This is a genomic window from Streptomyces sp. NPDC059373, assembly GCF_042751495.1.
GTDB lineage: Bacteria > Actinomycetota > Actinomycetes > Streptomycetales > Streptomycetaceae > Actinacidiphila.
Window position 1 is genome coordinate 1 of sequence record NZ_JBHYXC010000071.1, and the last position, 20,265, is coordinate 20,265.

Below are 20,265 nucleotides of genomic sequence, written 5' to 3' on the forward strand. Positions count from 1 at the left end.
GTCCGTTGCCTTGCCCGGCATGCCGCACACAAATATGCGGAGCGTCCAGAACCCCCACCCCTCCGACCCCGGCCCTCCCCGCCGCCGTTGCCCGGCGGGTGGGTGGGTGGGTGGGTGGGTGCGAACCCGGACCTCCCCGCCGCTGTTGCCCGGCGGGTGGGTGGGTGGGTGCGAACCCGGACCTCCCCGCCGTCGTTGTCTGCCGGGTGGGTGGGTGGGGGAGGCCTACTCTCAGCGCGGCGCAGGCTCCTATTGCGAGAGCAGTGCTACCGCGCCGGACCATTGCGGTGGGGATTGCCAGCGCAGTCGGGGGCCGGCGATGGAGAGGGGTGCGCCGTGTGGGGCGAGGGCGCCGGTGACGCGCCAGTGGCCTGGGGGGAGGGTGACCGTGGCGGGGCCGGCGGGGGCGGAGAAGGAGTGGAGGACGGCGAGGGCGCGGGTGCGGTCGGGGGAGAGGCGGAGGAGGGATTGCCAGCCGGTGGGGTTGCGCATGGCGTGGGCGGGGCGGGTGCCGCCGTGGCGTGAGGTGCCGGAGTCGATGAGGGGGGCGGCCTGTTCGTAGAGGGAGAGGGCGTCAAGGACGCGCTGCCAGGCGGCGTCGTCGAGCCGGTCGGGGTCGCCGGACAGGCAGAGGCGGCCGAGGAAGCCGGCGGCGAGCTTGGAGAGGAGGAGGGCGTCGGTGTCGTCCTCGCGGACGGTGACCCAGACCAGGGACTGCCGGGGGAGGAGTACGCGGTGGAGGTTGGCCGCGATGACCGGGCCTTCGCGGGACTCGAAGGCGTCGGAGCCGGAGGAGACGGCGGTGAGGTCCGCGTATCCGGGGGCGATGCGGTGGCCGCCGCCGGAGCAGTTCTCGATGACCAGGTCGGGCCGGCGAGCGGAGAGGGCGCGGAAGAAGTCCTGGGAGGCGGCGACGACCTCCCGGACCGTGTCTCCTTCGGCGTTGAGGTTCGCGTTGTAGTCGATCTTCAGGTAGCCGAAGTCTTTGAGAGCGGCCGTCATACGGTCCAGCAGCGGCTCCGCGATCTCCGGCCGCCGCAGGTCCAGGAAGCGGCGGGCGGAGGCATGGACCGGGACCCCGTCGCGGTGGATGTGCGATGCGGCGTCGCCGTATGCCGTTGATAGTTCGCCCGTCGTTTCCGGCTCCCACCAGAGGCCGGGGACGAAGCCGCGCTCGCGCAGGGCCCGCGCTGTGGCCGCAAGGCCCTTGGGGAAGCGCGTGGTGCTCACTTCCCAGTCGCCGTGGCTGCGACCCCAGTCGGCGCCGGGCTCGCTGAACCAGCCGCAGTCGATGGTGAAGTAGCGCACCGGCGTGCCGCGCAGCCGGTCGGCGAGGGCGAGGACGCGGTCGTGTGTCGGGTTGCCCCAGGTCGTGGCGTACTCGTTGAACTGGACGGGGAGGGAGGGTTCGAGGCCTGGCCTGGGATGGTGGGCCTGAGCTGTGGTGAGGCGCGCGCAGAGCTCGTCGAGGCCGCCCTGGACGACCGAAAGCACTGCCTCCGGGGCCTGGAAGGACTGGCCGGGGGCGAGTCGTGGCCGGGCGCCGCCGAAGTCCCGGTCGGCGGGGCCGCCGGCGAGGGCCAGGCCGTCGCGGGAGCGTGTGAGCTCCAGCTGCCAGGGGCCGGTGGTGGTGAGCTGGGCGCCCCAGGTGACGCCGGCGGCGGTGTCCTCGACTGCCAGGAAGGGCATCCAGCCGGCCGCGGGCATGCTCCCGGCCGAGCCGAAGCGTTCGGCGACGGTGCCGATGTTGACGTAGGGCCGCTCCAGGCCGAGCGCTTCGACGGACTCCGACACCGGCCGTGCCTCGGCGCTCCAGGCGGACCGGATGCGGTGCACGATCAGCCGGTCGGGCTCGGGGGCGTCGTCCGGTGCGAAGGGCGTGATGCCGCCGAGGGTGAAGGAGGTCAGCAGGTCGAGCGTGATTGGTTCGGCGCTCTCGTTCACGGCGGTCGTACGGACGCGTACGAAGCCGTCGCCCCTGGTCACTCGGTGCACGAGCAACAGGCCGTCGGGGGTTATGAGTTCGGTGGTGATGGCGCTGTCGTCGTTTTGCTGCCTTCGCAGCCGCAGCGCCGCCTCGGTCGCGCTGCGCCGCAGTGTCCGGGCTCCGGCGAACGGCTCGTGCATCGCGTCGCCCGCCCGCGCAGCGGACGCCAGCGGCTCGATGCCGCGCGGGGAACCGGTGTCGGGGTGGTGCCGGGCGGCGGCCTCGTCGATGCTCTCGCGCGGAGCCACGACCCGGTTCGCGAGCGCGGTCGGCAGCAGCTCGAACCCCGGCGCACCGGCGCCCGGGGCGGCCGGATAGCGGACGGTCAAGTCGTCCCATACGTACACGTCTTGCCCCCGTGTGTTCGAGATGCCGTCCGATGTTCGATAGCTGGCGCGACGGTAAGCGCTCACCGCGTGACCTTCGAATGCTGTCCGAAGGCTTGACGAGCAAACGTTTCGATCCTACGTTCCCGTTCGGAGTTACGAGCGGTATTCGGTATTTCGAACGGTGGGAGGGTCTTCTTCATCGTTGTGCTGCTGTCGTCGCGGCCCATGCTCTTCCAGCGCCCGTCGCGTGCTGACCGTCATTCCGAAAGGGAACAAGGGAATCATGTCTCCTCGCACCGCCCGCTTCGCCCTCGATCCCGCCTTCTCCGTGGGGAAGGTCGACCCACGTCTGTTCGGGTCCTTCGTCGAGCACCTCGGCCGCTGCGTCTATACCGGCATCTACGAGCCGGGCCACCCCACCGCCGACACGGAGGGCCTGCGGCAGGACGTCCTGGAGCTGGTGCGCGAGCTGGGCACCACCGCCATCCGCTACCCGGGCGGGAACTTCGTCTCCGGCTACAAGTGGGAGGACAGCGTCGGCCCCGGGGACGAGCGGCCGCGCCGCCTCGACCTGGCGTGGCGGTCGACGGAGACGAACCGTTTCGGGCTGAGCGAGTACATCGACTTCCTGCGCAAGGTCGGCGGGGAGCCCATGCTCGCCGTGAACCTGGGCACGCGCGGTGTCCAGGAGGCCCTGGAGCTCCAGGAGTACGCCAACCACCCGGGCGGCACCGCGCTGTCGGACCTGCGCGTGTCGCACGGCGACAAGGACCCCTTCGGTATCCGGCTGTGGTGCCTCGGCAACGAGGTGGACGGCGACTGGCAGACCGGCCACAAGACCGCCGAGGAGTACGGCCGGCTCGCCGCCGAGACCGCCCGGGCCATGCGCCAGCAGGACTGGCGGGAGGACCTGAAGCTGGTCGCCTGCGGCAGCTCGGGCCAGGGCATGGACACCTTCGCCGCCTGGGAGTCCACGGTCCTGCAGCACACGTACGACCTGGTGGACTACATCTCCCTGCACGCGTACTACGAGGAGCACGACGGCGACCGCGACTCCTTCCTGGCGTCGGCGGTGGACATGGAGTCCTTCATCGAGAACGTCGTGGCCACCTGCGACCACGTCGGCGCCCGGCTGAAGTCCAGGAAGCGGATCAACCTCTCCTTCGACGAGTGGAACGTCTGGTACCAGAAGCGGCCCAACCCGCATCCCGTCGAGGACTGGCAGGAGGCGCCGCGGATCCTTGAGGACGTCTACTCCGTCACCGACGCCGTCGTCCTCGGCTCGCTGTTGATCGCGCTGCTCCGGCACGCCGACCGCGTCACCGTCGCCTGCCTCGCCCAGCTGGTCAACGTCATCGCCCCGATCATGACCGAGCCCGGCGGCCCGGCCTGGCGGCAGACCACCTTCTACCCCTTCGCGCAGGCCAGCCGGTACGGCCGCGGGCGTGTCCTACAGGTCAACGTGGACAGCCCCACGTACGAGACCAAGGCCTTCGGCGAGGTACCGCTGCTGCACGCCACCGCCGTCGTCGACGACGAGACGGGTGCGGTGACCGTCTTCGCCGTCAATCGCAGCCGGACCGAGGCGCTCCCCCTGGAGGTCGGTCTGCTCGGGCTCGCGGTCGGCGAGGTCGTCGAGCACAGCGTGCTCGCCGACGACGACCCGGAGGCCGTCAACACCGCGGACAGCCCCGACCGCGTCACGCCCCACGCGGTGGACGGCACGGGCATCGAGGACGGCGCGCTGCGGGCCACGCTCAAGCCGCTGTCGTGGAATGTGATCCGGCTGGTCTGATACTCCGTTCGATCGCAGCCGTTCACTAGGGTGGACGGCTGCGATTGCGGAGCGTGCGGCCGGACCTGACGCTCGGTTCATGATCCGTATATGCGCTGTAACGGCCCTGCTCACCGCCTCCGTCCTCACCGGCTGGCCCGCGAACGCCGCCGTTGGTCCGGCCCCCGTCCCGACGACCTGCACCGTGAACGACGTGTCCGTCACCTCGACGACCATCACCGGAACCGCCGGCGTCGATGACATCGAGTGCGAGAACGGCGTCAATGCCGGCACCACCATCACCGGTCTGGGCAACACCGACCTGATCACCGTCGACGGCGTCAACGCCGGAACCATCGACGGCGGCGATGGCGCCGACCTCATTGACGTGGACGGCGGCAACGCCGCCACCGGCTCCATCCTCGGAGGAGCGGGCACCGACATCATCTTCGTCACCGCAGAGGACGACGAGTCCGGCACCGCCAACAGCGGCACCGTCGACGGTCAGGCCGACAGCGATGTGTGCCTCTTCGACCCTGCCCCGTCCGGCACCACGCACTGTGAGGTGGTGGTGTAATCCCCAGGAACACAGGAGGAAGCGGGCCCCGTCCGCCGTTGGACGGGACCCGCCTCGGCTGTGTGCCGGCGCGTCAGCCCGCGAAGGCCGTGACGCCGTTCGGGGTGCCCCAGCCGGTCGGACCGTCGTAACCGGTGGTGGCGGTGCAGTAGTAGGACACGGTGCATGTGCCGTTGTTGCCGCTGGTCACGTCGTTGAGGTACGAGGTGCCCGCGTAGGTGTACGGGAACTTCGCCGGGTAGGAGCTGGTGGACGGGGTGCCCGCCAGGGCGTAGACGCCGGCGATGATCGGGGACGAGACACTGGTGCCGCCGAAGGTGTACCAGCCGGCGGTGATGCCGTAGGAGTCGTAGACCGAGACTCCGGTGGCCGGGTCGGCGACGGCGGAGACGTCGGCCTCCATGCGCTTGGTGCAGCTGGTGTCGGTCTGCCAGCTCGGCTTGGTCTCGTACGAGGAGCAGCCGGAGCCGGTGCCCTCGGTGCTACTCGTCTTCCAGACGGTCTCGGTCCAGCCCCGGGTGGTGGAGGACGTCACCAGCTTGGTGCCGCCGACGGCGGTGACGTACTGGGAGGTGGCTGGGTACTCGGTGCCGTAGGCGGAGTCACCGGAGCTGACGGTGATCGCGACACCGGCGTGCTTGTAGTAGCTGGTGTCGTAGCTGGTCTCCGAGGACGACTCGGAGCCGCCGTAGCTGTTGGAGACGTACTTCGCGCCGAGCGTCACGGCCCGGTTGACCGCCGTGCCGAGGTTGGCGTAGCTGGCGGAGGTCGCCTCGACCAGCAGGATGTTGCAGTTGGGGCAGATGGCGCTGGCCATGTCGACGTCGAGGGATATCTCCTCGGCCCAACCGGTGTTGCCGGACGGGAGCGAGGTGGTGGAGCCGGTCTGGCTCACCTTCTTGAAGCAGCCGTTGGCGGTGGTGCAGGCCGACAGGCCGTAGTACGACCGGTAAGTGGCGAGGTCCGCCTCGGCGTTGGGGTCGTCATAGGCGTCGACGATGGCGATCGTCTCGCCCGAGCCGTTGGAGGCCGCGGCCGAGGTGAGGCCGTACGCGGACCGCAGGTTGGTCGGCCCGAAGCCGGAGGGGGTCGTGGCGTCGGCGGCCTTGGGGGTGACGCCCTTCTTGAAGGCCTTGTCCGCCATGTACTCGGTGACTCCGCCGGTCACGCGCTTGGCGTTGCAGGCGGCGTAGCCGGCCTTGGGGGTGGAACATGCCTTCGCCCAGGTGACCTTGGGGGTGACCTTGGTGACCGCGGCCCTCGCGTCCGCCGTTCCGGCGGATCCGAAGGCGGTGAGGACGAGGGCGGCCGTCGCGATGACGGCGGCACCTATGCGACGGAACCTTTTGGTGGGGGGTGTGGTTCGCAACGTACAGCCTCCTGGAGTTGGGGTGGGGCAGGGGCGGTGCGGGTGCGGGTGCGTGGCATTGTCAGCCGTGATGACCTTGGCTTGATGTGTGCGCGACAACAAGGCCTGAAGGAGAAAGCAAACCTCTGCTTTGCCGCGTCAAATCCCTTACGAGGGGCTTCGATTGCCGTTCCATGGCGCAACTCACAGAAATGTCAGAGACCTTTGAATTTCCTTTGGGTTGCCGAGGTGCCGGCGCGCGCGGACCGCTGCGGCCGTCCTGCCGGTACCACCCGGTCCTGCTGTCGGCCCGCCCGGGCCGCCCGCCCGGCTACGCTTCCGCCCCGCCCGGCTACGCTTCCGCCCATGCGAGATCTTGCGGCAGGCATACGACACCTGGCGGGCGGCCAGCGCTGGGTCCTCCGGCACGGCCGGTGGTTCGGCTTCGGACTGCTGCCCGCCCTGATCACCCTCGTCGGCTACGCGGCGGCTCTGGTCGTCCTCGCCCTCTGGGCCGACGACGCCACCGCCTGGGCCACGCCCTTCGCCGACGGCTGGAGCTCCCCCTGGCAGGGCCTCTTCCGCGGCCTGCTCACCGTCGTGGTCTTCGGCGGCGGGCTGCTGATCGCCGTGATCTCCTTCACCGCCGTGACCCTGCTGGTCGGCCAGCCCTTCTACGAGTCCCTCGCCGAACGCGTCGACGAGACGGAGGGCGGGGCCCCGGACGCCCCCGAACTGCCGTGGTGGCGCGAGCTGTGGCTCTCCGCCCGCGACAGCGTCCGCGTACTGCTGCGCGTCGCCGCCTTCGGCATCGCTCTCTTCGCCCTGGGCTTCATCCCGTTCGTCGGCCAGACCGTCGTCCCGGTCGTCGGCTTCTGCGTCTCGGGATTCTTCCTCGCCCTGGAGCTGACGGCGGTCGCCTTCCAGCGCCGGGCCGTGCCGCTGCGGGAGCGGCTGCGGCTGCTGCGCGGGCGGCTGATGCTGACCCTGGGCTTCGGCGTGCCGCTGGTGCTGCTCTTCCTGGTGCCGCTGGTGGCCGTCTTCGCGATGCCGGGGGCGGTCGCCGGCGCCACGCTTCTCGTACGCGACCTGCTGCCGGAACCGCAGGTTGCCCCGGAGCCAGAAGCGGCTCCGGGGCAACCCAGCCTGCGTAAGGACTGATCAGGCGTCGACTCCGAGGGTGAGTGTGCCCGTGTAGCCGGCGGTGGCCGAGCCGCTGAGGGTCAGCAGCCCGTCCTGGGCGCCCCCGCCGCCGTAGATGGAGTCCTGGCTGAGCGTGGTGCGGGTGACGGTGTTGGTCGAGTACGGCGAGACCTTGGCGACGGCCGTCGTGGCGGTCTCGTCGAAGAACAGCTGCCCGGTGTTGACCACCGTTCCACCGGTGTACGAGCCGTTGGAGACGGTGACACCGGTGTGCACCTTCAGGTGGATGTGGATCGCCCGGCCCCGGTACCAGCCCGGGTAGATGGTGGTGATCGTCGCCAGCCCCGCGGCGTTGGTCAGGACACCGCCCCGCAGGAAGGTACCGTCGTCCGACTCGCTGTGGCCGTTGGCGCCGACGAACCCGGAGTACTCGCCCAGGGCGTCCGCGTGCCAGATCTCGACCAGGGCGTTGGGCAGCACCGCGCAGGTGCCGCTGTCGACGACCGTGAGGTTGAGGGTGAGCTTCACCCCTGCCTTGCTCTCGGTGACGTCGGAGCGTACGAGGGCCACGTCGAGGTAGTAGGGGCCTTCGGTGACCTCCGAGAACAGCGTGCAGACGCTGCTCGACGCGCTCGCGGAGGTGGTGGCGGAGGCGCTCGCGCTGCGGGTGGGGCGCGCCGCCGCAGCGGGCGCGGCCTCGGCCGCCCCCGCTCCGGTGGCGAGACCTGCGGCGCCAAGTCCTAAGGCTGCGGCCGCCGTTGTTCCGGCGGCGAGGATGCTGCGGCGGGTGTGCGGCGCATCCTGGGGTGTGGGGGTATCTGTCATGGGCATGGAAACGTAGGAGTGGATGCTGTGGCTTTCGTATCAGCGGGCTGTGTGTTTCATGGGAGCCGTGACATGGCCGGAACCTGACGCCCGCTCAGGCGACGTCAGTCGATCCAGAGGCAGAAGGGGTGCCCGGCCGGGTCCAGGAGGACGCGGACGTCCTCCTGCGGCTGGAAGCCGGCGAGCGTCGCACCGAGGGCGAGCGCACACGCCACGGCTTCCTCCAGGTCGTCGACCCGAATGTCCAGGTGGAGCATCTTCTGCTGCTCCGCCGGTCGTTCCGGCCACACCGGGGGCTCGTAGCCCGACTCGGCCTGAAAGGACAGGCCGGTTCCGCCGCCAGGGGGCTTGATCAGGACCCACTCGGGCTCGGTGGCCGCCACCTCCCAGGACAGCAGCCGCCGGTAGAACTCCGCGAGGGCGTGGGCGTCCTGGCAGTCCAGGACCACCGTCGAGAGCGAGAACCGAGGAGCCCGGGCCACGCCGCCTCCAGGTGTGAGTGTGCCGGCTGGACGCAGCGTATGCGGCCTACGCGTCCTGCCAGTAGAGGGCGGGCTTGACGCCGCTCGTGGTGCGCTGGGCGGGGAAGAAGGCCGGGGGGACGTCGGCGGCCTGGTCGGGGTAGAAGACGGCGGTCTCCTGGACGGCCTGGGTGGCGGGCTGGGCCAGGGGCGGCTGCTCGATGCCCTGGGTCATGTACGCGGCCTGGGCCGGGTACGCCTGGGGCGGCGATTGGGGCTGGGGCTGGGGCTGGTACTGCGGCTGCTCCGGTGGGGCCTGGTACTGCGGTTGTGGCTGGCGCTGTTGCTGCGGCTCGGGCTGGTACTGCGGTTGTTGCGGCTGCTGCTGGAACTGCTGGAACTGCTGGAGTTGCTCGGGTGCGGGCTGCTGCTGGGCGGCGTACGGCTGGGCGTACTCTTGTTGCTGCTGCTGGGCGTACTGGACCTGGGGCTGCTGCTGCATCGGCTGGGCGGCGTACATGGGCGCCGCGGCCGGTTCCTGCGCGGGCTGGGGCGCGTAGACGGGCGCGGCGGGCTCGGGTTGGGCCGGCTGGGCGGCGTACAGGGCGGGCTGCTCGGGGGCGGGCGGCGCGGCGGGGTAGGCCTGGGACTCCTGGCCGACGACCTGGGCGTGGTACTGGGGGCCGACCGGCGGGGCCGGTGGGGCCGCGGCGGCGGGCGGGGCGGCGTACCAGGTGCTGCCGTAGATGACGGTGCTGAGGCCGGTGAGGAGGCGCTGGACGTCGGGCTGGGAGCGGACGACGAGGCGCATGAAGCGGCTGCTGCTGCCCAGCTTGTTGCCGCATTCGCGGACGAGGACGCCGTGTTCGGCCAGCAGGCGGTCGCGCAGGATGCCGCCTTCGACGCCGTCGGGCAGCTTGACGAAGACGAAGTTGCCCTGGGAGGGGAAGACGGTCATGCCCGGGAGGGCGGCGAGCTGCCAGGTCATCTCCTGGCGGTCGCGGCTGAGCATGCGCAGGCTCTGGGCGTACTCCTGGCGGTACTCCCTGATCATGAAGACGACGACTTCGGCGAAGGAGTTGAGGTTCCACTTGGGGAGCGCTCTGCGGACCTTCCCGGCGATGGCGGGGTTGGCGACCATGTAGCCGAAGCGGATGCCGTGGAGGCCGAAGTTCTTGCCGAGGCTGCGCAGGACGACGACGTTGGGGCGCAGGGCGGCCTCGTCGGCGACGCTGGGGTTGGCCTCGGCGTCGACGAAGTCCATGAAGGACTCGTCGACGATCACGAGGTCCAGGTCGGAGAGGGCGTCGAGTATGCCGATGACGGCGTGCCGGGGGAGGTAGCCGCCGTCGGGGTTGTTGGGGTTGCAGATCACTGCCGTACGTGAGCCCCGGGCGCGTATGAAGGAGACGAAGGCGGCCGGGTCCAGGGCGAAGCCCCCGGCCTCCGGCAACAGGAACATGTCAACCCGCTTGCCGGTCTCCATCGGCTGGTCCGTCCAGCGGCCGAAGGTGGGGATCGGGACCGCGAGGCTGTCGCGGACCAGCAAGTGGTCGATCCAGGTGATGAGTTCGGTGGAGCCGTTGCCCATCGCGACGGTCTGCGGATTGAGCCCGAGCGTGCTGCTGAGCTCGGCGATGACGGTCTCGGCGCTGCTCGGGTAGTACGTGAGGATGTCGCGGAGCATGCCCGTGAGGCGGTCGAACATCTCCGGGGTGGGGAAGTACGGGTTGCAGGGGATGCAGAAGTCCACGATGTCGCTGTTGCCGCCGCCCGCGCGGCCCAGCGCGAAGTAGGACGGGGTGTGCGCGGTGCTGGAGCGGAAGAGCTCCAGAGCACTCGCGGCACCAACGGCGTTGCCGACTGCGACAGTCACGGCGGGACCTCCTCGGTCACGTGGGCCGTGCTGTGGTGAACACACGACCCGTTGCTTCCCCCGCCCTCGAATGAGGGTGCACCATAGTCACCCACACGTGGGGCCTAAGTTGCGTTTGGGAGACAGGGGAAGCACGGACCGGCTACAGTTCCGCCTCTTGATCTCTTACTTATGCCTTCTTTACGCGGAGGCGGAGGCAGAGGCGGAGGCGGAGTCCGAAGCGGACGCGCTCGCGCTGGGCGCGTCGGTGGGGGCGCCGGACGGCGGCTCACCGGTGGGCGGAGTGCCGCCGCCGCCCGAGTTGGTCGCGGTGGAGTCGACGCCCATGGTGAGGGTGGCCTTGTAGCCCTTGGCGGGCTTCTTGCCGCAGGACTTGATGGTGAGCAGCCCGGAGGACGCGCCGGCGTCGTCGTAGACGGAGTCGTCGGCCAGGAGCGTCTCCGCGGTGGTGTTGTCCGAGTACGGCGCGAGGCTCTGGATGGTGGCGTTGAGGTCCGGGTCGAAGAAGAGCTGCCCGGTGTGGCAGATGGTGCCGCCGGAGTAGGTGCCGTCCGCCAGCGTGGCGCCGATGTGCACCCGCAGGTGGACGTGGACGGCCCGGGAGACGTAGTGGCCGGGCCAGATCGACGTGATGCTGACCTTGCCGTGCTTGTCGGTGACCTGGCCACCGCGCAGGAAGGTGTCGTCGTCGGTCTCGGTGTGGCCGTTGCCGCCCACGAAGCCGGAGTACTCGCCCAGGTGGTCGCAGTGCCAGAGCTCGACCAGCGCGTCGGCCAGCGGCGCGCAGTCGGCCGAGGTGTCGACGAGCGTGAAGGTGTACTCGATCGGGAAGCCGGGCTTGCCCTCGCTGATGTCCTTGCGGATGAGCGCGCCGTCGAGGGAGTACGGGCCCTCGGTCACCTCTTCGGTGAGCGTGTAACAGGTGGTGCTGGTCGAGCTCGAGGTCGCGGTGGCGTCGGCCGTGGCCGAGTCGGAGGTCGTGGTGTCGGCGAACGCCGCACCGGCCACACCGAGTCCGGCCACGGCGGCCGCCGCCGAGCCGGCGACGACCACGCGACGGCGGCTGATGCGGCTTCCGGCCTTGTGTTTGGGGCTGGTGTCTGTCATGTCCGGGACGCTAGGGGGCCCGTCTGTGAGTGCGTCGTCATTGACCTATGGATTGCGTGGAAGTCCTGGTCGGCGGCTCCGGGTGATTGCGCAGTATGCGCGTGTGGCGGAAGTCCCCGTCGGGCAAGGCGAGTTCAGCGGTAGGTTACCGGCGGTACGACACCGGTGTTCTCGCCGTTGACGGCGGCGATCCGGCAAGCGTTTGCTAGGTGTTGGCATGTCCCGAACAGGTTTGCCTGTGCGCCGGCCCCCCAGCGCCGGCGTCCCCAGGTACCACCCCATGCACCACCCCAGGCGCCCCCGACAGAGAGGTCCCCTCATGATGCGAAGACTGCTCACCTGTCTCACCGCGGGAGCGTTCGCGCTCGCCGGTCTGACGCTCGCCGGCGCCACCCCCGCCGCCGCTGCCGACAGCGGCACCTTCAACGTCCTGACGTACAACGTCGCCGGCCTGCCCGAGAGCCTGTCGAGCGCCGACACCCCGCGCGACACCAGCACCACCGCGATCGGCCAGCGGCTCGGCCCGTACGACATCGTCAACGTCCAGGAGGACTTCAACTACCACGCCTACCTCTACGCCGCAGACTCGCACCCGTACCGCACCGCCACCAGTGGCGGCGCGGGCATCGGCAGCGGCCTCAACACGCTCTCCGACTACGCCTACGACGGCGACGACTTCGAGCGGGTCGGCTGGAACTCCTGCCAGGTCGACTCGGGCGACTGTCTGACCCCCAAGGGATTCACCTTCATGCGGGAGCGCCTCGCCGAAGGCGTCTACGTCGACTTCTACAACCTGCACACCAACGCCGGGACCAACGACGGTGACGAGACGTCCCGCGCGGACAACCTCAGCCAGCTCACGTCCTTCATCGGCACCCACTCGGCCGGCAACGCCGTCGTGGTGATGGGCGACACCAACACCCGCTACACCCGCACCGCCGACACCATCGCCGACTTCGCCTCGAACAACGGCCTCACCGACGCCTGGGTCAAGCTCGAACGGGGTGGCACCGCCCCCACCAAGGGCAGCGACGCGCTGGTCTGCGACGAGAGCGCGATCACCAACACCTGCGAGGTCGTCGACAAGGTCCTCTACCGCAGCAGCAAGCTCGTCACGCTCAACGCCACCTACTACAACAACGAGCACGCGTCCTTCCTGGAGGACTCCTCCGGGCTCATGCTCTCCGACCACGACCCGATCACCGTGAAGTTCTCCTGGGCGCGCAACGCGGCCTTCCAGCTCAGCGACCAGTTCGGCGGCCCGCACGGCGACTACTTCAACGACATCAACAGCGTGCCGGCGGCCGGCCGCGCCACAACGGTCTCGCTGCGCAGCGGCTCCCGGGTCGACCGGATGGGCCTGACGCTGAGCACCGGCACGGCGCTCACGCACGGCGGGACCGGCGGCACCGCCTCGTCGCTCACGCTCGGCAGCGGCGAGTACGTGACGTCGGCGTATCTCTGCGAGGGCAAGTACAACAGCACCACCCGGATCTTCTACGCCAAGTTCACGACGAATCTCGGCAACACGCTCGCCGGGGGCACGACGACCTCGGACTGCGTGACCCGCACCGCGCCGTCCGGCTGGCAGATAGCCGGATTCCACGGCAGGACGGGCGACGAGGTCGACAAGATCGGCTTCATCTACACCCAGCGGTAGGAAACACCCTGGGCCTGTTGGTCCGTTGGCACCCGTGACGACCACAGGAAGACCGTTGGACCGGGCGGGCCGGTGAGGGGGAAATCTTCACCGGGCCGCCCGGGGGTCCTACTTCGCGTCCAGCGTGACCTTGGTGACCTGGTTCTTGGAGGCCGGGGCGGTGGGCTTCACATGGCCGGTGGGGAGGTCGTTGATGACCCAGGTCTTCGCCTTGGCCTTCTCCGTGTAGGACTTGGCGGCGAACTTCTCGCCGTCCACGTCGAGCGTCCACGTGTGCTTGGCGGTGCCGGTGCCGGTTGCGTCCACGGTCACGGTCAGGTCGCCGCCCTTGAAGTGGGTCAGCAGGGCGGAGACGCTCCTGCCCTTCTTCGAGGCGTCGGTGACGTGCGTGGCGCTGCGGGGGCGGCCGACGCGGACGCCGCACCCGCCACGAGGGTGGAGACGGCGACGGCGGCCACGGCAACGGCAACGGCCAGCCTCCCGCCGGTATTCCGGATGCTACCGCCCCGCCGTCACGCGACAGCGGGCTCCGGGATCCGCTCCGCCGTCCCGGTCCCGGCCGAATCCTCCTGCGGGCGGGCTGACTTGGGGAGCCAGAAGCCGATCAGGAAGGCCGCCGCGATCGTCCCGACCGTGCACAGGGCGGTGATCTTCGCGCCGTCGAGGGCGGCGGCGACATGGGCGGCCGGCCCGGTCGCCGCGTCGCCCAGGGTGCCGAAGAAGAGCGTGCCGAGGATGGCGATGCCCAGGGTGAAACCGAGCTGCTGCAGGGCCTGGAGGGCGCCGGAGGCGGAACCCATCTCGTGGCCGTCGACCCCGCTGAGGATGATGTCGAAGAGCGGTACGAAGATCATGCCCATCCCGGCGCCGCCGACCAGCAACGGCGCGGTGAAGTCCCACTGCGTGATCCCCGCGCCGGCCCACTGGAACACCCCGTACAGGGCGAGCATGCCGCCGCCCATCAGCAGCAGGCCGAGGTGCAGGACCCGGCGGCCGAGCTGCTGCATCCGCATCCCGCCGAAGGCCGAGCCGAAGAGCGCGCCCAGCGCCCAGGGCGCGGTGGTGAGGCTGGAGTGCAGCGCCGAGTAGCCCAGGCCGACCTGCAGGAAGAGGCCGAGGGTGAGGATGGTTCCGCCCATCGCGGCGGCGAAGGCGATGGCGAAGGCCACCCCGGAGACGTACGCCCGCTTGGTGAAGACGCTCGGCTCGATCAGCGGCGTACGCCCCGAGCGCTTGCGCAGCACCTGGTACCGCGCGAAGCCGGCCAGGACCGGCAGCGAGGCGGCAAGCATCGCCTTGACCCACAGCGGCCAGCCCAGCTCACGCCCCTGCACCAGCGGGAAGACCAGCAGGAAGGCACCGACGGCCGCCAACAGCACGCCCGGCAGGTCGAGTCGGGTCGTTCGCGCGGCCGGCGCGACGTCGGGGAGGAAGCGGCGGCCCATGACGAAGGCGAAGACCCCGATCGGCAGATTGATGCCGAAGATCATGCGCCAGCCGGTGCCGAAGACGTCCGCACTGATCAGCAGCCCCGCCACGATCGGCCCGAGCACCGCCGAAAGTCCCATCAGCGGCCCGAAGATGCCCCAGGCCTTCTTGATCTCCTCCCCGGGGAACAGATCCTTGGTCAGCCCGAATCCCTGCGGGATCATCACCGCCCCGGACGCGCCCTGCAACAGCCGCGCCACGATCAGCATCTCCGGCGACACCGCCGTCGCACAGGCCACCGAGGTCAGCGTGAACCCCGCGATCCCGGCCAGCAGCACCCGCTTGCGGCCGAACATGTCCCCCAGCCGCCCTCCGGTCAGCAGCGCGACCGCCATCGCGAGGGTGTAACCGGCCGCGATCCACTGGAGGTCGGCGTACGAGCCGTGCAGCTCGGCGCGGATGGTGGGCGCCGCGACGTTCGCGACGGTCGAGTCGAGCAGATCCATGACGCTGGCGGAGATGACCGCGGTGTAGCCGAGCCACCGCCACTTGTGCGGCTGTGCCTGCGCGTTGGCGCTGTAGGCGCTGTTCGTGGTGTCCATGAAGACCACGCTACGAGGCCTTGCGGTCAGCTTCTGTCCGCTATCGAGGACGGGTTTCGAGGGCTGTCGTCGCAGGTCGGAGGGCCCTCAACTCCCTTACGAGATCCCGTACGGCGGTGCTCCGGGCCAGCTCGGCCGTGGTGACGTAACCGACGGTGCGGGTCGGGGGTGGCTCGGTGCCGGTCAGGTCTGTCGTGGCGACCTGGGGTGGGGCGTCGGCGGCTGTGAGGCGGGGGACGACGGCCATGCCCATGCCGTGGGCGACCATGGAGAGGACGACGCTGTCGTCGGCGACCTCGACGGTGGCCGGGGGGAGCCAGTCCTGCTCGGCGAACCAGCGTTTGGTGGGGGTGGTGCAGTTCTCGTCCCAGTTGATGAGGGGGAGGCCGCGCGGGTCGGGGTGGTTCGCGGGGTGCAGGAGGACGAAGGGCTCGTCGAAGAGCGTCCCGGACACCAGACGGGCGCTGTCCGGGATGCCGCGGGCCGGGAGGTTGACGATGGCCAGATCGGCGCGGCCGTCCGCCACTTCGCCGGCCGAGCCGCGGCCCAGGTCGCGTACGACCGCGACGTCCGCCGAGACCCCCGGATGCCGCGCCGTCAGCCGGGCCAGGGCCGTCGGCAGCAGGTGGGCGGCCGCGCTGCGGAAGGCCGCGATACGGATGCGGGTTGCCAGGCCCTCCGCCGATCCGGCCGCCGCCCGGGCGTCGGCCCGCAGCACCTCCAGCATGCGCAGCACCCCGCGTGCGTGCGCCACCGCCCGCTCGCCTGCCGGGGTGGGCCGGGCTCCGTGCCGGCCCCGGTCGAAGAGGACGGCGCCGATCTTGCGCTCGACGGTACGGACCGCATACGACACGGCGGACTGCGTCAGGCCGAGGCGGACGGCGGCCGCCGAGAAGCTGCCCTCGCTGTCGACGGCCGTGAGGACGCGAAGTTCGGCGGGCAGGAGGTCGGGCGCGGGAGTCATCACCCCCATACCGTAGACCCTTCCATGAGCAGTGTTCATGGAAGGGCCCGTTCCCCGCGTCCACGACCCTGCCCCGGCCTGTACGAGCCGCCTACGGTTACCTGTCATGCGAGCCATCCACTTCACCCGTTTCGGCGGCCCCGAGGTCCTCATCCCCGCCCGACTCCCCGACCCGGTCCCGGTTCCCGGCGCCGGGCAGCTCCTGGTCGACGTGACCGCGGCCGGGGTCAACTACGCCGACACCCACCGCACCGAGGGCTCCCACCTCACCGCCGCCGACCTCCCGCACGTCCCCGGTGGCGAGGTCGCCGGGCGCGCCCCCGACGGCCGCAGGGTGCTCGCCCTCACCCTCGCCGGGGGCGGCTACGCCGAACGGGCCCTGATCGCGGCCGACGACGCAGTGACCATTCCGGACGGCGTCGGCGACGGCGAGGCGCTGGCCGTCCTCATCCAGGGGCTCACCGCCTGGCACCTGCTGCGGACGTCGGCCCAGCTGCGCGAGGGCCAGTCGGTGGTGGTCAACGCGGCGGCGGGCGGGGTGGGTTCGCTCGCGCTCCAGCTCGCCCGTGAGTTCGGCGCCGGCCGGGTCATCGCGGCCGCGTCCAGCCCCGCCAAGCGCGAACTCGCCCTGCGCCTGAGCGCCGACGCCGCCGTCGACAGCGCGCCCGACGGCTACCGCGAGCGAGTCCGGGCAGCCAACGGCGGCCGCCTCGCCGACGTGGTCCTCGACGCCACCGGCGGCCCCGCCTTCACGGCCGCGCTGTCCGTCCTCGCACCCTTCGGGCGCCTGGTCACCTACGGCAACGCATCCCGTGCCGGCCGCACCCCGGTCGACCCCGCCCACCTCGCCGACCACAACCTCGCCGTCGTCGGCTTCTGGCTCCGCCCCGCGCTCACGCTCCCGGGCGTCTACGCCGAGCCGCTGGCGGAACTGCTCGCCCTCACCGCCGCGGGTCGCCTACGGCCGCTTGTGGGCGCCGAGTTCCCGCTGGCGCAGGCCCGGCAGGCCCACGAGGCCCTCCTGGCGCGCCGGACGACGGGCAAGGTCGTACTGCGGCCCTAGGCTCCTCAGTGCGGGATGCCGTCGATCAGCTCGCGCGCGCCCTGCCGGAGCAGGGCCACCGCCACCGAGGTGCCGAGGGTCGCGGGGTCGAGGGGGCCGGCCCATTCGTGGGCGTCGAGGACGGTCTTGCCGTCGGGGGTGAAGACGCGGGCGCGCAGGGAGAGGCGGCCGTCGCGCTCGGCGCGGGCGTAGCCGGCGATGGGGGAGTTGCAGTGGCCCTGGAGAACGTGGAGCAGCATCCGCTCGGCGGTGATCTCACGCCAGGTGTTCGGGTCGCCCAGCGCGGAGACCGTGTCGATGACGGTGTCGTCGTCCTCCCGGCACTGCAGCGCGAGCACACCGGCCCCGATCGGCGGGCACATCGTCTCCACCGACAGGATCTCGGTGATCCGCCCTTCCTCGCCGATCCGCTCCAGGCCCGCCGCCGCCAGCAGCAGTGCGTCGGCCTCGCCCGCCTCGAGCTTGGCCAGGCGGCGGTTGTCGTTGCCGCGCATCGGTACGCACTGCAGCTCCGGGTGCGAGATCGCCAGCTGCGCGACCCGCCGCACCGACGAGGTGCCGATCCGCGAACCCGCCGGCAGCTCGTCCAGGGTGAGGCCGCCGGGGTGGACCAGGGCGTCGCGGATGTCGTCGCGCCGGAGGAACGCGGCGAAGACGGTGCCGGCCGGCAACGGGCGGTCTGCGGGCACGTCCTTGACGCAGTGCACGGCCAGGTCGGCCTCGCCGGCCAGCAGTGTCGCGTCGACCTCCTTGGTGAACGCGCCCTTGCCGCCGAGCCGGGCCAGGTCGCCCATCCAGCGGTCGCCGGAGGTGGTGACGGGCACGACCTCCGTACGGATATCCGGCCGCAGCGCGGCCAGTTCGGCGCGTACCCGCTCCACCTGGGCCAGGGCCATGGGCGAGGAACGGGAGACGATACGGATCAGCTCAGGGGAAGCCATACGTACACGATAGGGCCTCCAACTCGTGCGCCGCCCCAGCCCCGGATGCGCGCCTAGAAGCTCCCGTACGACGGGCGCCCGTCCGGCCGGTAGACGTGCACGGCGACCCCCGTGCCGGTGACCCGGTGGTCCACCAGCTTCAGCGCCGTCGGCACCGCGCCCTCGGCGAACAGCCGGCGCCCCTTGCCCAGGACGACCGGGTAGATCCACAGCCGGTACTCGTCGATCAGGTCGTGCGCCATCAGGCTCTGCGCCAGTGCACCGCTCCCATGGATCTGCAGCTCACGGCCCGGCTGCTTCTTCAGCTCCGCCACCGCCGCGGGCACGTCCCCCTGGATCAGGGTGGAGTTGTTCCACTCCGCCTTGTCCAGCGTCGTGGACGCCACGTACTTCGGCAGCGAGTTCAACCCCGACGCCACCGGGTTGTCCTCGTCGGTGACCTTCGGCCAGTACGACGCGAAGATCTCGTACGTCCGCCGCCCCAGCAGGAAGCCGTCCGCTTGCGCGAACCATTCGGTCACGTACCGTCCCATGTCCTCGTCGCTGTACGGCACCAGCCATCCGCCCAGGTCGAAGCCCCCGCTGGGGTCCTCCTCCGGGCCGCCGGGGGCCTGCATAACCCCGTCGAGGGTGAGGAATGTGGTGAGGGTGATCGCGGTCATGGTGTGCCTCCGGGGCGCTGGGGTGTCCGATCGGCTTGCCTTCACCTACTCAGACGGCGCCCCGGAGGGAAACTCATCGGTCAGGCCGGTTTCGCCAGCAGGTGCCACGTGCCGGTCACGAGGGGGTGGCCGGTCTGGCCCGCAGTGCAGTCCAGGACCAGTCCGTTGATGGCGCAGATGGTCTCGTAGACATCACCGCCGAGGGTGATGACCTTGAACTGAATCTCTTTGCCCGAGAAGTTCAGCGCGCCGGCGCAGGCGGTCGTGGGATAGGTCGCCGCGAAGGTGCCGGTGGAGAGGTTCGTCCACTGGTAAGTGCCAAGGGTGGTCGAGGTGTCGAGCCGGTGGCCACCGAAGGTCGCGCCCGGCACGACCGCGATGGCGAACTCCTCGGCGTCCGACTGCTGGGTAGCGTCGAGGTCCGTGCACGGGCCGGGGACGCCCTGCGGGCCGGGCCTGCCCTGAGGGCCGGGGATGCTGATCAGACACGGCCTCGGGTGCCGTCCGTCGGTGGTGCGGTAGCAGTGGTTGTCGCCTCCTGACGGGGGCTGGGCGGCGGCGGCCGTCCCGGCGAAGGCGAGCATGCCTGTGGCGACGACCAGCGGCGCGAGAATGCTGCTGGTCAGCCGCCCGTGCCGTATGAGGAACGGCTTGGGCGGCACCGGGGTCCTGTTCTCAGGACTCATGCGGTACTCCTCGTCGATTCGGGCCAGAGCTTGACGGAAAGGTATTTCCGTCTTTACTCCGGCTTTATCGACGAATTCGTACCCCCGTACACACATGCTTCCCGCCGGTATCATCCTGGTGGCCGAGAACATTCCCGGACGGCCCACCGGTGATTACCCGTTATCGCCCGATGAATTCGACAGGCGGGGGTGACCGGGTGAGAATCCCGGTCGCCCCCGCCCGCAGGGCTCAGCAGGTGCCGAAGGTGTGCACGGTCGTCGTACGGTACGTCTCCCCGGGCCGCAGCACCGTGGAGGGGAAGGACGGCTGGTTCGGCGAGTCCGGGAAGTGCTGGGTCTCCAGGCAGAAGGCGTCGCCCGGGCGGTAGACGCGGCCCGAGGTGCCGGGGAAGGAGCTGTCGAGGAAGTTGGCGGTGTAGAACTGCACGCCGGGCTCGGTGGTGGCGATCCGCAGCACCCGCCCGGAGGCCGGGTCGGTGACCGTCGCGATGTGCTCGGGCTCGGCTGTGACGCCCTTGTCCAGCACGAAGTTGTGGTCGAAGCCGTTGGCGTGGACGAGCTGCCGGTAGGCGGCGCGAATGTCACGGCCGATCGCCTTGGGCCGCCGGAAGTCGAGGGGCGAGCCCTCGACGGCGGCCAGGCGGCCGGTGGGGATCAGGTCGGCGTCGACGGGGGTGTAGCGGGCGGCGGCGATCTCGACCCGGTGGTCGTCGACGCTGCCGCTGCCTTCCCCGGCGAGGTTGAAGTAGGTGTGGTTGGTGAGGTTGACGACGGTGGCCCGGTCGGTGGTCGCCGCGTAGTCGTCGCGCCAGTCGCCGCGCCGGGTGAGGGC

The 20,265-nt window shown here is 70.6% G+C and carries 18 protein-coding genes; 5 read left to right on the top strand and 13 right to left on the bottom strand.

What is annotated here, in order from left to right; genetic code table 11:
• Positions 1–249: 249 nt before the first annotated feature.
• A complete protein-coding gene (locus ACFXJ5_RS39780; RefSeq protein ID WP_384642940.1) occupies positions 250–2,334 on the bottom strand; it encodes a glycoside hydrolase family 36 protein in 2,085 nt (694 codons plus the stop codon).
• Positions 2,335–2,599: 265 nt separating this feature from the next.
• On the opposite strand from ACFXJ5_RS39780, the gene arfA reads away from it, so the two are divergent.
• Together arfA and ACFXJ5_RS39790 are read left to right on the top strand one after the other, a co-directional pair.
• The gene (gene arfA / locus ACFXJ5_RS39785) at positions 2,600–4,111 is read left to right on the top strand and encodes an arabinosylfuranosidase ArfA (protein WP_384642943.1); all 1,512 of its coding nucleotides are present in this window, start codon (positions 2,600–2,602) and stop codon (positions 4,109–4,111) included.
• Positions 4,112–4,190: 79 nt separating this feature from the next.
• Positions 4,191–4,667, top strand: coding sequence for a hypothetical protein (locus ACFXJ5_RS39790; RefSeq protein WP_384642946.1), 477 nt, complete (start codon positions 4,191–4,193; stop codon positions 4,665–4,667).
• Positions 4,668–4,740: 73 nt separating this feature from the next.
• On the opposite strand, the gene ACFXJ5_RS39795 is transcribed toward ACFXJ5_RS39790, so the two are convergent.
• A complete protein-coding gene (locus ACFXJ5_RS39795; RefSeq protein ID WP_384642949.1) occupies positions 4,741–6,036 on the bottom strand; it encodes a peptidase S8 in 1,296 nt (431 codons plus the stop codon).
• Positions 6,037–6,381: 345 nt separating this feature from the next.
• Between ACFXJ5_RS39795 and ACFXJ5_RS39800 the strand changes: the two genes are divergently transcribed.
• A complete protein-coding gene (locus ACFXJ5_RS39800; RefSeq protein WP_384642952.1) occupies positions 6,382–7,176 on the top strand; it encodes an EI24 domain-containing protein in 795 nt (264 codons plus the stop codon).
• On the opposite strand, the gene ACFXJ5_RS39805 is transcribed toward ACFXJ5_RS39800, so the two are convergent.
• The 4 genes from ACFXJ5_RS39805 to ACFXJ5_RS39820 form a co-directional block, all read right to left on the bottom strand.
• Positions 7,177–7,983, bottom strand: a complete 807-nt coding sequence (locus ACFXJ5_RS39805; RefSeq protein ID WP_384642955.1) for an intradiol ring-cleavage dioxygenase — start codon at positions 7,981–7,983, stop codon at positions 7,177–7,179. It abuts the gene before it with no gap.
• 104 nt (positions 7,984–8,087) lie between these two features.
• On the bottom strand, positions 8,088–8,465 hold the full coding sequence (locus tag ACFXJ5_RS39810; RefSeq protein ID WP_384642958.1) for a VOC family protein: 378 nt from the start codon (positions 8,463–8,465) through the stop codon (positions 8,088–8,090).
• A 46-nt stretch (positions 8,466–8,511) separates the two neighbouring features.
• Entirely contained in the window at positions 8,512–10,320 is a 1,809-nt protein-coding gene (locus tag ACFXJ5_RS39815) for a pyridoxal phosphate-dependent aminotransferase (protein WP_384642960.1), read from the bottom strand.
• Between the two features lie 180 nt (positions 10,321–10,500).
• Positions 10,501–11,427 carry an intradiol ring-cleavage dioxygenase gene (locus ACFXJ5_RS39820; RefSeq protein WP_384642963.1) on the bottom strand — a complete coding sequence of 309 codons (927 nt, stop codon included), beginning with the start codon at positions 11,425–11,427 and terminating at the stop codon, positions 10,501–10,503.
• A gap of 322 nt (positions 11,428–11,749) precedes the next feature.
• On the opposite strand from ACFXJ5_RS39820, the gene ACFXJ5_RS39825 reads away from it, so the two are divergent.
• Positions 11,750–13,087 carry a jacalin-like lectin gene (locus tag ACFXJ5_RS39825; protein WP_384642987.1) on the top strand — a complete coding sequence of 446 codons (1,338 nt, stop codon included), beginning with the start codon at positions 11,750–11,752 and terminating at the stop codon, positions 13,085–13,087.
• A 108-nt stretch (positions 13,088–13,195) separates the two neighbouring features.
• On the opposite strand, the gene ACFXJ5_RS39830 is transcribed toward ACFXJ5_RS39825, so the two are convergent.
• From ACFXJ5_RS39830 to ACFXJ5_RS39840, 3 genes are all read right to left on the bottom strand, one after another.
• Positions 13,196–13,399, bottom strand: a complete 204-nt coding sequence (locus ACFXJ5_RS39830; protein ID WP_384642966.1) for a hypothetical protein — start codon at positions 13,397–13,399, stop codon at positions 13,196–13,198.
• 200 nt (positions 13,400–13,599) lie between these two features.
• On the bottom strand, positions 13,600–15,117 hold the full coding sequence (locus tag ACFXJ5_RS39835) for an MFS transporter (protein ID WP_384642969.1): 1,518 nt from the start codon (positions 15,115–15,117) through the stop codon (positions 13,600–13,602).
• A 40-nt stretch (positions 15,118–15,157) separates the two neighbouring features.
• On the bottom strand, positions 15,158–16,081 hold the full coding sequence (locus tag ACFXJ5_RS39840; protein ID WP_384642990.1) for a LysR family transcriptional regulator: 924 nt from the start codon (positions 16,079–16,081) through the stop codon (positions 15,158–15,160).
• 106 nt (positions 16,082–16,187) lie between these two features.
• On the opposite strand from ACFXJ5_RS39840, the gene ACFXJ5_RS39845 reads away from it, so the two are divergent.
• Positions 16,188–17,144: a zinc-binding alcohol dehydrogenase family protein gene (locus tag ACFXJ5_RS39845; RefSeq protein WP_384642972.1), complete on the top strand. Its 957-nt coding sequence runs from the start codon at positions 16,188–16,190 to the stop codon at positions 17,142–17,144.
• Positions 17,145–17,149: 5 nt separating this feature from the next.
• Here the strand turns inward: ACFXJ5_RS39845 and hemC are convergent, their stop codons facing one another.
• The 4 genes from hemC to ACFXJ5_RS39865 form a co-directional block, all read right to left on the bottom strand.
• The gene (gene hemC, locus ACFXJ5_RS39850) at positions 17,150–18,085 is read right to left on the bottom strand and encodes a hydroxymethylbilane synthase (protein ID WP_384642975.1); all 936 of its coding nucleotides are present in this window, start codon (positions 18,083–18,085) and stop codon (positions 17,150–17,152) included.
• Positions 18,086–18,138: 53 nt separating this feature from the next.
• Positions 18,139–18,747 carry a dihydrofolate reductase family protein gene (locus ACFXJ5_RS39855; protein ID WP_384642978.1) on the bottom strand — a complete coding sequence of 203 codons (609 nt, stop codon included), beginning with the start codon at positions 18,745–18,747 and terminating at the stop codon, positions 18,139–18,141.
• 80 nt (positions 18,748–18,827) lie between these two features.
• A complete protein-coding gene (locus ACFXJ5_RS39860) occupies positions 18,828–19,433 on the bottom strand; it encodes a hypothetical protein (protein WP_384642981.1) in 606 nt (201 codons plus the stop codon).
• A 229-nt stretch (positions 19,434–19,662) separates the two neighbouring features.
• A partial coding sequence (locus ACFXJ5_RS39865) for an aldose epimerase family protein (protein ID WP_384642984.1) occupies positions 19,663–20,265 on the bottom strand: 603 nt, incomplete at its 5' end.

Coding starts and splice junctions, on each gene's coding strand:
- ACFXJ5_RS39825 (WP_384642987.1), top strand. CDS start 11,750: ATGCGAAGACTGCTCACCTGTCTCACCGCGGGAGCGTTCGCGCTCGCC.
- ACFXJ5_RS39835 (WP_384642969.1), bottom strand. CDS start 15,117: ATGGACACCACGAACAGCGCCTACAGCGCCAACGCGCAGGCACAGCCG.
- ACFXJ5_RS39860 (WP_384642981.1), bottom strand. CDS start 19,433: ATGAGTCCTGAGAACAGGACCCCGGTGCCGCCCAAGCCGTTCCTCATA.
- ACFXJ5_RS39840 (WP_384642990.1), bottom strand. CDS start 16,081: ATGACTCCCGCGCCCGACCTCCTGCCCGCCGAACTTCGCGTCCTCACG.
- ACFXJ5_RS39820 (WP_384642963.1), bottom strand. CDS start 11,427: ATGACAGACACCAGCCCCAAACACAAGGCCGGAAGCCGCATCAGCCGC.
- ACFXJ5_RS39845 (WP_384642972.1), top strand. CDS start 16,188: ATGCGAGCCATCCACTTCACCCGTTTCGGCGGCCCCGAGGTCCTCATC.
- ACFXJ5_RS39805 (WP_384642955.1), bottom strand. CDS start 7,983: ATGACAGATACCCCCACACCCCAGGATGCGCCGCACACCCGCCGCAGC.
- ACFXJ5_RS39855 (WP_384642978.1), bottom strand. CDS start 18,747: ATGACCGCGATCACCCTCACCACATTCCTCACCCTCGACGGGGTTATG.
- arfA (WP_384642943.1), top strand. CDS start 2,600: ATGTCTCCTCGCACCGCCCGCTTCGCCCTCGATCCCGCCTTCTCCGTG.
- ACFXJ5_RS39800 (WP_384642952.1), top strand. CDS start 6,382: ATGCGAGATCTTGCGGCAGGCATACGACACCTGGCGGGCGGCCAGCGC.
- ACFXJ5_RS39790 (WP_384642946.1), top strand. CDS start 4,191: ATGATCCGTATATGCGCTGTAACGGCCCTGCTCACCGCCTCCGTCCTC.
- hemC (WP_384642975.1), bottom strand. CDS start 18,085: ATGGCTTCCCCTGAGCTGATCCGTATCGTCTCCCGTTCCTCGCCCATG.